This is a genomic window from Streptomyces sp. RPA4-2, assembly GCF_012273515.2.
GTDB classification, from domain to species: Bacteria; Actinomycetota; Actinomycetes; order Streptomycetales; family Streptomycetaceae; genus Streptomyces; species Streptomyces kaempferi.
On record NZ_CP050975.2, the window covers coordinates 3912377 to 3924451 of the forward strand.

Sequence of the window (12075 nt, forward strand, 5' to 3'; positions counted from 1 at the left end):
CTATTTCGCCCCCGCCGCCCCTACCCGACCCATCCCGCACCTGGGGCTCCGCCCCAGACCCCGCCAAGGGGCTGCCGCCCCTGGACCCCCGCATCGCCCGAAGGGCTCGTCCTCAAACGCCGGACGGGCTGACATACCCAGCCCGTCGGCGTTTGAGGACAAGGCCCTTCAGGCCGAACCGAACCTCACCCCTCCGTGCCGGCCCCCTCGGCCACGGAAAGGTCCACACACGGCCCCTTGCGCCACCACTCCGGCAGCATCGCGATCGCCTCGTCCCCCAGCGGGTTCACCCCGGGGCCCGCCGCCAGGGAGTGCGCCACCAGGACGTGCAGGCACTTCACCCGGTCCGGCATGCCCCCCGCGCTCGGGAACCCGGCGAGCACCTCGATGGCGTCGCGGCGCGCGATGTAGTCCTCGTGGGCGGCCCGGTACGCGGCGGCCAGCTCGGGGTCGGTGGCGAGACGGTCCGTCATCTCCTTCATGACACCGTTGGCCTCAAGCGTGCCGATCGCGGAGGCCGCGCGCGGACACGTCAGGTAGTACGTCGTCGGGAACGGCGTCCCGTCGGGAAGCCGGGGCGCCGTCTCCACCACGTCCGGCGCACCGCAGGGGCAGCGGTGCGCGATCGCGCGCAGCCCGCGCGGCGGGCGGCCGAGCTGCTGCTTGAAGGCCTCGACGTCCGCGTCGGTCGGCTCGGTCCGCGGGGTGGGCGGCGGGGGCGTTTCCATGCCTGTGCTCAAGTCACTTTCTCTGTCGTTTCACCGGTCCGTGTCAGCTCACCGGTCGGAGCGGTCGGACTTGTCGACGCCGTCCCAGACGTTGGCGTACCAGGGGCGGGCGTCCGCCCCCCGGTTCGTCCGCGACTGCTTCACAGCGTCCGGGTCGATCACGACGTATCCGGTTTCACCCGGCATCACATAGTGCAGCCGTTCGCGGATCCGCTGCTCCGCGTACGCGTCGTCCTGCCAGCGCGCCTTCAGGTCGCGGAGCTGTTCGACCCGGGCGCGGGCCCGCTCCTGCTGCCGCTGCAGATCGGCGATCTCGGCGCGCTGGGACACGTACTGCCTTATGGGGTACGCGAGGGCCACGATCAGGGAGCAGACGACGAGCGCCAGCAGCGCGGCCCGGCCCGTCAACCGCGAGCGCCGGGCCTGACGCTTGGTCTGGGAGCGGTAGACCCGGGCCGCCGTCTGCTCGCCGAGCAGCCGCAGCCGGGTCGCGGTGGAGAACCGGTCCCGGTCCTTCACGGCCATGTCCCCGCCTCCCCTTCACACGTGCGGACGTCCCCGCACACGGTACGGGACCGGGTACGGGGACGTACGTGCGACTGGCTAAGCCTTAACCCTGCCGGGGTCAGCCCTTGAAGCGCGGGAAGGCCGAGCGGCCCGCGTACACCGCGGCGTCGTCGAGGATCTCCTCGATGCGCAGCAGCTGGTTGTACTTGGCGACACGGTCCGAGCGGGCCGGGGCGCCGGTCTTGATCTGGCCGCAGTTCACCGCGACGGCCAGGTCGGCGATGGTGACGTCCTCGGTCTCGCCGGAGCGGTGGGACATCATGCACTTGAAGCCGTTGCGCTGGGCCATCTCGACGGCGTCCAGGGTCTCGGTCAGCGAGCCGATCTGGTTCACCTTGACGAGCAGGGCGTTCGCGGAGCCCTCCTCGATGCCGCGGGCGAGGCGCTCGGGGTTGGTGACGAAGAGGTCGTCGCCGACGATCTGGACCTTGTCGCCCAGCTTCTGGGTGATGACGTTCCAGCCGGCCCAGTCGTCCTCGTACAGCGGGTCCTCGATGGAGACGAGCGGGTACGCCGCCACGAGCTCCTCGTAGTACTCCGTCATCTCGGCGGCCGAGCGGGACTTGCCCTCGAACTCGTACTTGCCGTCCTTGTAGAACTCGGACGCGGCGACGTCGAGGGCGAGCGCGATCTGCTCACCGGGGACGTAACCGGCCTGCTTGATGGCCTCGAGGATGAGGTCGAGCGCGGCGCGGTTCGACTCCAGGTTCGGGGCGAAGCCGCCCTCGTCGCCGAGGCCGGTGGACAGGCCCTTGGACTTCAGGACGGACTTGAGGGTGTGGTAGACCTCGGCGCCCCAGCGCAGCGCCTCGGAGAAGGACTCCGCGCCGATGGGGGCGATCATGAACTCCTGGATGTCCACGTTCGAGTCGGCGTGCGAGCCGCCGTTCAGGATGTTCATCATCGGAACGGGCAGCAGGTGCGCGTTCGGGCCGCCCAGGTAGCGGAAGAGCGGGAGGTCGGACGCCTCGGAGGCGGCGTGCGCGACGGCCAGCGAGACGCCGAGGATGGCGTTGGCGCCCAGCGAGCCCTTGTTGTCGGTGGCGTCCAGGTCGAACATGGCCTGGTCGATCAGGCGCTGCTCGGTGGCGTCGTAGCCGACGAGCTCCGGGCCGATCTGCTCGATGACGGCGAGGACGGCCTTCTCGACACCCTTGCCGTGGTAGCGGTTGGGGTCACCGTCACGGAGCTCGATGGCCTCGAAGGCACCCGTGGAGGCGCCGGACGGGACGGCGGCACGACCCGTGCTGCCGTCGTCGAGGCCGACCTCGACCTCGACCGTGGGGTTGCCTCGGGAGTCCAGGATTTCCCGGGCTACGACGACGTCGATGGACGGCACGAGCATCTCCTTCTGGGATGTGACGCGGGTACGCGGGCCCGCGGGGCCCGCACTGCACGGTGCCGCGTTCGGCTCCGCGGGATGAGCCTAACCGGCTCGGGACGATCGGCCAGCCGTTCGCCCACGCCTTGAGCAGAACTGAGGGTACATATTGTTCCCCTTCGAAACAAAAAGCCCCGCTCCGGTGCGTACGGGGGAAGACGCACCGGAGCGGGGAGCCCGTGGGGACGGGGGTGGACCCTCATCGGGCCTCCGCGTGGAGACCCTTCCTACGAGAGGCCCGTCATCCGAGAGGACCGTCGGCCGAACGGCCCGTCATCCGAGAGGACCGTCGTCTCAGCTGAGGTGGAGCTGCTGACCCGGGTAGATGAAGTCCGCGTCGTCGATGATGTCCTTGTTCAGCTTGAACAGGTGCTGCCAGCCGCCCTTGACCTTCTTCTTCTCGGCGATCGAGCTGAGGCTGTCACCCTTGACGACCTTGTACTCGCCGTCGCCCTTCTTGACCTTCTTGCCGGTCGGGGTGGAGACGGTCTTCTTGGCCGCCGGGCGCTCGGACGAACGGGAGGCGGCGGTGTCCGTGGACCGGGTGGCGGTGCTCTGCGTGCCGCTGGAGGTGGACGGCTTCGCGGGGGTGGCCGTACCACCGGTGTAGGCGGCGCCGGACAGGCCCGTGCCGCAGGTCGGCCAGGCACCCTTGCCCTGCGCGGCGAGGACCTTCTCGCCGATGGTGATCTGCTGGGACTTGGAGGCCTTGTCGGCGGTGGAGGCGTAGGCGGTGCCGCCGTACGCGGCCCAGGTGGAGGCCGAGAACTGCAGGCCGCCGTAGTAGCCGTTGCCGGTGTTGATCGACCAGTTGCCGCCGGACTCGCACTGGGCGACGGAGTCCCACTCGGAGGCGGTGGCGGCGGAGGCGCTGCCGGTCGCCATCAGCGGAGCGGCGATGGCGACGCCGGTGACACCGGCGAGCGTGGCGACACGAGTGGCCTTGGACGGACGGCGGTGCTTGCCCTTGCTGGAAAACAGCATCGAGTGATCCCCTCACCGACGCCTGCGAGGTGAGCTGTCGGGTTCGGGCGGGTGAGTGCCCGGCCGTGCGCCGTCGGCGCACGTCTTCACCCCAAGCCGCTCCCGGTCAACTACCGGGCGCGGCGCTTACCTTGGGTCCCCCGCTCCTGCCTACGGCGCTTGACGCGTCGACTGTTCCCGTACGGCCGCTGGCAGGATTCGGCGTTGCGACCGTCGGGGCCCGCTGTGGCGAGCGGTGATGACCGTAAGCAGTCGATCGACCGAATTTCAAAGACGATCAGGGCCTTTGAGATCCATCTCTCACTTGCGCCAAACCGGACATTACACAGCGAACCGTGACGTGAACTCCCGCTACTTTTCGCCCGATTCGGCATCAACTGCAAGGCTCTGACCGGGGAGAATGAGGTCCGGGTCGACGCCGACCGTCTTCTCGTTCCCGGCGTAGAGCCCGGCCCATCCGCCTTCGAGGTCAAGGGCGTCGGCGATCGCCGAGAGGCTGTCTCCGGTGCGGACGACGTACGAGCCGTCGACGACGACGCGGGAGGCGCCGGAGTCGCGCGAGGCGTGCCGGCCGGAGGAGTCGTCGCCGCGGCCGTCCACCGCGTCGTCGGTGGAGTTCTCGGCGGCGGTGCCGCCGCGGTGGCGCCCGGCGCCGGTGGTCGCACCCTCGGGCGCCGCCGAAGCGTCGCCGTCCTGGCCCGAGTTGCCCGATTCGCCACCCTTCGCCGTCCGCGCGCCCTCGCTGTCCGTCTCCCGGGCGCTGCCGGACTCCTCGTCCGAGGAGGTGTCCGACTTCGCTCTGTTCCCGGTCTCGCCCGAGGACGAATCGGACCGGGAGTCGGACGGGGAGACGCCGATCCCCAGTGAGTCCGACAGGGAGCCGGACCCGCCGGACGAAGTGGATGAATCGGATGAACCAGATGAACTGGACGAATCTCCGGCCACGCCCGTGTCGACCGAGACCTCGCCGGAGTTCTCACTGAGCCCGGAGAGCGGGCCGCAGGTCGGCCAGGCGGCGAGGCCCTGGTCGGCCAGGACCTTCTCGGCGACGGCTATCTGCTGGGACCGGCTGGCCTCGTCGGCGCTCGGCGCGTACATGCGGCCGCCGTACCTGTGCCAGTTCTCCTGGGTCAACTGCAGTCCGCCGTAGTACCCGTTGCCGTCGTCGGCGCTCCACTGACCGCCGCTCTCGCATTCGGCGACCCGGTCCCATGTGGTGCCGTCGGCCGCGTTCGCGCTGGCGGCACCGAGCAGCGGGATGGCGATCGCCGATCCGGTCACCCCTGCCGCGACGATGAGGGCCGGAGCCTGACGGGGGCGACGATGGCGGCCGTTCCCGGAGAGCATGCGAGAGCCTTTCACGTGACAGCAGGTGACTACGCGGCTGATGAGCCGCGTTGTTGGGTGAACGTAGCCGCACCCGATCACTTGTCACAAGTAGATGCAGCGCAGATCACGTGAAGATCACAGAGTTGAGGGACCATCACCTTTTCGCGGCCGGACCTTCATACTCTGCGGCCACCGCTCCGGCACCCCGCGACGGCCGCACCGCCGACACCGTACGACTGCCGCATCACTGCCGACCGGGGGTGAACTCCACCGGAAGCGTCCGCAATCCGCGCATAATGAGTCCGCCACGCCATCGCAAATCAGCCGAATCGCCCGCTAGTTGGAGGTCCGGCAGCCGGGTGAGGAGGGTGGCCAGCGCGGTCTGTCCCTCCAGCCGGGCGAGTGGCGCGCCGAGGCAGTAGTGGATGCCATGGCCGTAGCCGAGGTGCTGGTTGTCACGGCGGGAGAGATCGAGCGTGTCGGGCTGTGCGAACCGGGCGGGGTCACGGTCCGCGGCCGCGAGGACGACGAGCACGGGGTCGCCGGGCGCGATGTCCTGTCCGCCGATGTGGACCGACTCGGTCGCGAACCGCCACGTGGCCAGTTCCACCGGGCCGTCGTAGCGCAGGAGTTCCTCGACGCCCGTCTCCAGCAGCGCCCTCTCCCCGGCGGCGAGGGAGGTCTGCAGCCGCTCCCGCTGCCCGGGGTGGGTGAGGAGCGCGTACATGCCGTTGCCGATCAGGTTCACCGTCGTCTCGAACCCGGCAAAGAGCAGGATGAAGGCCATGGCGGCGGCCTCGTTCTCGGTGAGGTGCTCGCCGTGGTCGGAGGCGCGGATGAGACCCGAGATGAGGTCCTCGCCGGGCGCGGCCACGTCGGGAAGGGCCTCACGCTTCTTGTGGATGAGCTCGCCCAGATACCCGCGCATCTTCTTGACGGACCGCCCGACCCCGCCCCTCGGCCCGCCGCCGTGCCGGATCATCATCCCCGCCCAGTCCCGGAAGTCGTCCTGGTCCTCGCGGGGCACGCCGAGCAGGTCGCAGATGGCGTAGATGGGGAGCGGGAACGCGAACTCGTGGATCAGGTCGGCGGAGCCCCTCTCCTGGAACTGGTCGATGAGGTGGTCGGTGAGCTCCCGCACACGCGGCGCGAACTCGGCGACCCGCCGCGGGGTGAACGCCTTGCTGACGAGCCGTCGCAGCCGGGTGTGGTCGGGCGGGTCGATGTTGAGCAGATGGGTCATCAGCTCGGCCTTGCGCTCGCCCGGGATGCCCGTCTTGCCCTTCGCGTGCGCGGGTTCGTCGTGGTGGGCCGGGTTCTTGCTGAGCCGTCCGTCCGCGAGCGCCTGCTTCGCGTCCGCGTACCGGGTGACCAGCCAGGCCTCCACCCCGCTGGGCAGTCGCGTCCGGTGCACGGGCGCGTGCTCCCGCAGCCAGGCGTACGCCGGGTAGGGATCGGTGGCGAACTCCCAGGTGAAGAGTTCGGGGGCGGGGCTGAGCGGCGGGGGCTGGTCGGTCACTCCCCGACGGTATCCGGCGGGCGGATCACCGGTGTCCGCAGGGCGCGCGGGCCCGGCCCCGGCCTCGGCGCGGCCGCCGCGCGGACTTCACCCCGGACTGTCCGTAAATCACCTGCCGTTTGACTCCGCGGCTCGACGACTCTCTACATTCACGCCGTGGACCCCGAAATACTCAGATCCAGCTTCGCGGTCGTCGAGAGACGGGCCGAGTTCGCGGTCAAGTACTTCTACTCGCATCTCTTCCGGCACAACCCGGACCTGCGCGGGCTCTTCCCGCTGGACCACCCGGAGGACATGGAGCGGCAGCGGGACCGGTTGTTCGCGGCTCTCACGTATGTACTGGAGCGGCTGGAGGACCCGGCGCTGCCTGGGTACTTACGGGAACTGGGGCGTGATCACCGGAAGTACCTGGCCGAGCCGGAGCACTACGCGGCCGTGGGGGCGAGTCTCGTCGCGGCGTTCGCCCTCGTCGCGGGGTCGGCGTGGAACGCGGAGGCGGAGAAGGCCTGGGGCGAGGCCTACGGGGCGATCACGAACGTCATGCTGCAGGGCGCCTGGGAGTCGCAGCACGCGGATGAACCGCCCTGGTGGGACGCCGAGGTCGTGTCCCGGGCGCGGCACGGCGACGACCTCGTCGTCCTGACCCTGCGGCCGCACCAGCGGCTCCGGTACTTTCCCGGCCAGTACGTCAGCGTCAACGTCCCGCATCTGCCGGGCATCTGGCGGCCGTACTCCATCGGCAACGCGCCCCGGGCGGACCTCACCCTCGATCTGCACGTCAGCCGGGTGGAGAGCGGGGTGCTCTCCACCGCCCTCGTGCGGCAGACCCGGGAGGGCGACGTCCTGCGGCTCGGCTCGCCCGGCGGCGGGCTGGTCCTGCGGACTCCGGTGGAACGCCCGCTGACCTTCATCGCGGCCGGCACCGGGTGGGCGCCGGTCAAGGCACTGCTGCAGCAGCTCGACGCCACGCACGAGGCCCGGCTGTTCGTCGTCGCCCGTGACACCTCGTACCTCTACGACCGGTCCGCCGTGGAACATCTGCAGGCCCGGCTGCCCCGGCTGGGCGTCACCTTCATCACCCCGGCGCCCGGCCGCCCCAGGACCCAGGCGACCGAGCGGCTGCTGACCGCGCTGGGCAACCGTGCCGGCTGGGCCCGGCACGACGTCTATCTGACCGGTCCGCCCCAGCTCGTCGAGGAGGTCGGCGAGGCCCTTCCGGCGCTCGGCACCCCGCCCGACCGGCTCTTCCGCGACCTCCTGCCGCCCACCGCGGAGGCGCGCGGCCGGCCGTTGGGCGCGGCGGAGTGGCTGCTCGACCGGCCCCGGCCGAACTGGCACAGCCCGTCGGCTCGCGCACCGGACGCGTGATCCCAGGGCCGCGCGCCGCCGCGGCCTCAGCCGTCGAGCGCCGGTGAACCCTCCCGCGCGCGGATCGCGTCCCGGTACGCCCGCGCCGCCGCGCGCAGTGCCGCCTCCGGGTCCACGCCCTCGGCCTCGGCCCGCGCGGCCACGGCCAGCAGTTCGTACCCGACGCCCTCGCCGCGCGGCAGTTCGACCTCGAGTCCGGCCGTGCGCGCCCGTGAGGCGAGCTTGGCCGCGAGTGCCAGGCCGGGCTGGCCCAGTGGTATCCCCTCCGTGACGGACGTCCGGCGCTTCTCCTCGGCCTTCGTGCGCAGCCAGTGCTCCTTGACCTCTTCGGGGGTCGTGGCCGTCTCGTCACCGAAGACGTGCGGGTGGCGGTGGATCAGCTTGGTGACAATGCCGGCCGCCACGTCGTCGATCGAGAAGGGCTCGGCACCGTCCTGCGGGCGGCCCTCCTCGGCGATCCTGGAGTGGAAGACCACCTGGAGCAGGACGTCGCCGAGCTCCTCCCTGAGCTCGTCCCGGTCCCCCTCCTCGATCGCCTCGACCAGTTCGTACGCCTCCTCGATCCCGTACTTCGCCAGGCCCTCGTGGGTCTGGCGGGACGACCAGGGGCACTCGACACGGATGCGGTCCATGACCTGGACGAGGTCGAGGAGACGGGCGCCCGGCAGGTCGTACGAGGCGGGGAGCAGCTCCAGCTCCGGCATGTGGACGCGGCCGGAGCCGGCCAGCCGGGCCAGTCCGTCGGTGAGGCGCGGCTCGCCCTCGCCGGTGGCCACGACCACCACCGTGCGGCCGCCGGCACAGGCGTCCACCAGCTCCTGCGCGCCGGGCGAGGTCTCGTCCACGGCGATGCCGGCCTCCCGCAGATAGGGCAGCTGGGGATGCGCGCCGTCCGCGCACAGCACCTGGTCGGCGCCGCGCAGCGCCTGCCAGGCGGGCCAGGACAGCAGTCCGGGTGCGACGCGGTGGCTGGTGGTGAGCAGGACGATACGGCCGGAGGCGGCGGGGCCGGCCTGGGCGGCCGCGTCGGAGCTGGTTGCGTTCACCCCTCGAACGTAACCCACTCCGCCGACACCCCCGGAGTTGTCCACAGGATCTGCGGGACCGGGTGCCGAACCGTCTTCTCCGCGCGTCTTGTCGCTCCGCGCCCGCCCCTCGCGCGTCGTGACCCCGGTGCCGCCGACGGCCGTTCTCGGCCGTCTTGCAGCGACTGCCGGTTCCCGCCCTTACGCCGACTGCGGGGTTTCCGCCGGCGTGACCTCCCGCAGCCACGGCGTCTTCGCGTCGACGCGGCCGCTCTTCTCGACGTCCCAGGCTCCGTAGCGCGGGTTCAGGTCGATGCGCAGTTCCTTGGAGGCCTGGGACATGGCCTTCCAGAACGTGGCCTTGCCCTCGGCGGTGTTCATGTCGGCCCCGAGCGAGGCCGCGACCTTCTGGGCCTCGATCTCCGTACGGAGGTTCTCGTCGAGGCGCGAGGGCGCCACGCCGTACTGCTGCAGCCAGACCGTCTCCAGTCCGTGCGCGCCGCCCGCCTGCTGTTCCAGGGACCCCCGCAGCTGCTGGACGTCCTTGCGGGTGACGCTGACGTGCGCGTCCTTCGCCGCCCGGTCGAGGACGTGGTCGAGGACCATGCTGTGCAGGGTGTCGCGGGTGAGGCTGCCGCTCTTGGCGATGGCCTGCTCGTACTGGGCCTCGTCCTTGGTGACGGCCCGCTGGGCCGACCGCACCTCGTTCACCCGGCCCTCCAGTTGGGCGACGGTGATCCGCTGGCCGCCGACGACGGCCGCGGCGCCTGGATGCGCCTCGCTGCCGCACGCGGTGAGCAGGGGGGCCGCGGCGACGATCGCTGCGGAGAGGACGAACGCGGTGCGACGGCGGCGGTGCAAGGAAACCTCCCGAGGAGATTGTGCGACGGTGCACAAAGTCTTGCGATGATCGATGTTAGGCAGTGACCCGGCTCTCGGCCAGCCATTCGACCAACGATTCGCGGAGAGTTCGGGTACCACCGCGCACGCGTGCGGTACCCGCCACCCGCCCCGGGCCCGTCGCGCCGTCAACCGCGCGCAGCGACCTGTCGCTCGACGGCGTCCGCGACCTCGGCGCGCAGTCCGTCGCCGGGGCGCGCGAAGGTGATGTTGCCGGAGCCCTTGCCGCTGTCGGCGTCCTGGGCGCTCCCGGTGTCCTCCGAGCCGCTCCCGCTGTCGCCGACGAGGACGAAGTCCACCGTGCGGTGCAGGGGTGCGGCTCGCTCGGCGGCCTCGGTCTGGGGGCCGCCGGCCGCGAGCACCAGGTCGCAGGAACGCTGGAGCAGGCCGCTGAGGTAGGACCGCGCGTTGGCCGCGGACTGCTCTCCGGTCACCGGTACTTGGCTGACGCGCACGTGGGTTTCGAGGGACGCGTCCTGCATGCCCTCCCAGACCTGGGCCGCCGCGGTCCCGGCCGTGATCCCGCCCTTGCCGGTGAGCAGACAGGCGTCGACGTCCTTGGAGGACCGGGGCGTGGTGTCGGGGAGCCGCCGCGCGGTCTCGGTACGGGAGAGGAAGTACCCGGTGACGGCGACGGCGGCCACCACGACCATGGCGCCCGCGAGCAGGGCGATGGTGCGCCCGCCCAGCTCCTGCAGCCACAGCCGCGCGGACCGGGCGGCCCTGGTGAGCCATGACCAGGGTGTCGCGCCGCGCACCGCCTTCGCGCGCCGCGCCTGCGGTACCTGCCTGACCCGCTTGACCACTGGTTGTCTCGTGCTCTCTGTCGTGCCTGCCGCTGCCTGCCGCCCGCTGCCGTCCGTCGCCTGTCGTGGCGTGTCTACGGACGGACCGGCCGGCGCGGCCGGCGCGGCCGGCGCGGCCAGACCTTCCGGGCATGTACCGAGGCGGCGCCCGTAAACAACGGGGGCAACGGTGACAACGGAGGCAACGGGGACAACGGAGGCAAAGGGGGCAGCCGGGTCAGCGGCACGTCGGCCGCGAACGCGCCCCCGTGCGTGCCCCCGTGCGTCGGCGCGAGCTCCACGAGCCCTGCCGCGAGGACCGGACCGAAGGCGCCGAAGACGCCTCGGTCCGCGCGGCTGCCCCGGCGCGGCGCGATCACGAGGGAAGGAACGGGGCAGGGCGGTCCCGGACTCACGACGGGAGCCGCCGCGGCCCCGGCCCGCACGGCCATCGGCCGTGGTACCCGTACCGGCGCGATCCTCATGCCCCGCTCCTTCGTCCTCATCGGCGACCTCAGCCGGTGATGGCCACCGGCGCGTCCCACGCGTCCCGGTCCACCGTGATGGTGTAACCGCCGATCGTTTCCTTGCTGTTGACCATGTACTGGTGGGCGCGGCTGTGGTTGGTCCACCGGTCGGCGGCGAACGGCCAGTCGGCCGTCGTGGTGTTCTGCTTGTCCCACAGGGCGTACCAGAGGTTGCCCGGCAGGTTCGTACGGTCGGTGGCGTCGGCGATGGCCTTCGCGCTGGAGCTGCGGAAGCCGTAGAAGCCCGCGCGGTACGTCTTGGCGTTGAGCGTCTTGTCGAAGGCCCGTATGTACGTCAGCGTGGCGGTGTTGCACGACTTGTTCGTGATGTCGTACGACTCCATGTCCAGGTAGATCGGGCTGCCCGCCTTCATCCCCAGCGCGGACGCCTTGGCCACCGCGTCCGCGCCGTCGGTGGCGCCGAGCGAGGCGGCGTTGGTGGAGGTGAGCTTCTCCGGGTTGGAGCCCGTCTGGCAGGAGGGCTGCGCGCCGACGTACAGCGGGATGAGCTTCCAGCCCAGCGTGCTGACCGACTTCACCCAGGACGCGGTGAGGTTGGGCTGGCCGCAGCCGCGGTTCTTGCCGCCGATGTACACGGCGGCCGCTCCGTAGAAGCCGGTGTGCCAGGCCTTCATCGCGGTCAGGGAGGGCGCGGCGCAGGTGTCGAACGCGCGGCCTGTGAAGGTCTTCTGGGCGGGCCAGGTGGTCGCCGCCATCGACGTCTGCGCCGCGATCCCGGCTCCCGCGACCACGGCGGCACCCGCCGTCGCCCAGGCGATGTAACGGCCCTTCTTGGACATCCGATGGCTGGACATCCCCACCCCAATTCGTGACACGCGCGGATCGCGCCACGCGTGAACGCGCGCGATCTGCGAACAGTTGAGAACAGCGAAGAAAGCCCCTGAGACGGCGCCCATCCCCGGCACACCGGCGAACGGTGTCCGGCCCCCGGCGCGCGGGGC

Annotated in this window: 11 protein-coding genes and 1 riboswitch; of the genes, 1 reads left to right on the forward strand and 10 read right to left on the reverse strand. The window is 71.2% G+C overall.

Going from position 1 to position 12075, the window contains the following annotated elements; all coding sequences use genetic code 11:
• Positions 1-185: 185 nt before the first annotated feature.
• The 6 genes from HEP85_RS16955 to HEP85_RS16980 form a co-directional block, all read right to left on the reverse strand.
• On the reverse strand, positions 186-728 hold the full coding sequence (locus tag HEP85_RS16955) for a DUF501 domain-containing protein (RefSeq protein WP_168528490.1): 543 nt from the start codon (positions 726-728) through the stop codon (positions 186-188).
• 48 nt (positions 729-776) lie between these two features.
• Positions 777-1253 (reverse strand): septum formation initiator family protein, encoded by a 477-nt coding sequence (locus tag HEP85_RS16960; RefSeq protein ID WP_168528491.1) that lies wholly within the window; start codon positions 1251-1253, stop codon positions 777-779.
• 100 nt (positions 1254-1353) lie between these two features.
• Positions 1354-2640 carry a phosphopyruvate hydratase gene (eno, locus tag HEP85_RS16965; RefSeq protein WP_168528492.1) on the reverse strand — a complete coding sequence of 429 codons (1287 nt, stop codon included), beginning with the start codon at positions 2638-2640 and terminating at the stop codon, positions 1354-1356.
• A gap of 330 nt (positions 2641-2970) precedes the next feature.
• The gene (locus HEP85_RS16970) at positions 2971-3660 is read right to left on the reverse strand and encodes a transglycosylase family protein (RefSeq protein ID WP_168528493.1); all 690 of its coding nucleotides are present in this window, start codon (positions 3658-3660) and stop codon (positions 2971-2973) included.
• A gap of 4 nt (positions 3661-3664) precedes the next feature.
• Positions 3665-3828, reverse strand: a riboswitch (cyclic di-AMP (ydaO/yuaA leader).
• A gap of 183 nt (positions 3829-4011) precedes the next feature.
• The gene (locus tag HEP85_RS16975) at positions 4012-5007 is read right to left on the reverse strand and encodes a transglycosylase family protein (RefSeq protein WP_168528494.1); all 996 of its coding nucleotides are present in this window, start codon (positions 5005-5007) and stop codon (positions 4012-4014) included.
• Positions 5008-5233: 226 nt separating this feature from the next.
• On the reverse strand, positions 5234-6508 hold the full coding sequence (locus tag HEP85_RS16980; RefSeq protein ID WP_168528495.1) for a cytochrome P450: 1275 nt from the start codon (positions 6506-6508) through the stop codon (positions 5234-5236).
• A 156-nt stretch (positions 6509-6664) separates the two neighbouring features.
• On the opposite strand from HEP85_RS16980, the gene HEP85_RS16985 reads away from it, so the two are divergent.
• Positions 6665-7876, forward strand: a complete 1212-nt coding sequence (locus HEP85_RS16985) for a globin domain-containing protein (RefSeq protein ID WP_369657742.1) — start codon at positions 6665-6667, stop codon at positions 7874-7876.
• A 26-nt stretch (positions 7877-7902) separates the two neighbouring features.
• On the opposite strand, the gene HEP85_RS16990 is transcribed toward HEP85_RS16985, so the two are convergent.
• The 4 genes from HEP85_RS16990 to HEP85_RS17005 all read right to left on the reverse strand — a co-directional run bounded on the left by HEP85_RS16990 (position 7903) and on the right by HEP85_RS17005 (position 11928).
• Positions 7903-8922, reverse strand: coding sequence for a nucleoside triphosphate pyrophosphohydrolase (locus tag HEP85_RS16990; RefSeq protein WP_329526589.1), 1020 nt, complete (start codon positions 8920-8922; stop codon positions 7903-7905).
• Positions 8923-9102: 180 nt separating this feature from the next.
• Positions 9103-9762 carry a SurA N-terminal domain-containing protein gene (locus HEP85_RS16995; RefSeq protein ID WP_168528497.1) on the reverse strand — a complete coding sequence of 220 codons (660 nt, stop codon included), beginning with the start codon at positions 9760-9762 and terminating at the stop codon, positions 9103-9105.
• A gap of 167 nt (positions 9763-9929) precedes the next feature.
• On the reverse strand, positions 9930-10607 hold the full coding sequence (locus HEP85_RS17000; RefSeq protein WP_248001959.1) for a hypothetical protein: 678 nt from the start codon (positions 10605-10607) through the stop codon (positions 9930-9932).
• A 493-nt stretch (positions 10608-11100) separates the two neighbouring features.
• Positions 11101-11928, reverse strand: a complete 828-nt coding sequence (locus HEP85_RS17005) for a glycoside hydrolase domain-containing protein (RefSeq protein WP_168528498.1) — start codon at positions 11926-11928, stop codon at positions 11101-11103.
• Positions 11929-12075 lie beyond the last annotated feature (147 nt).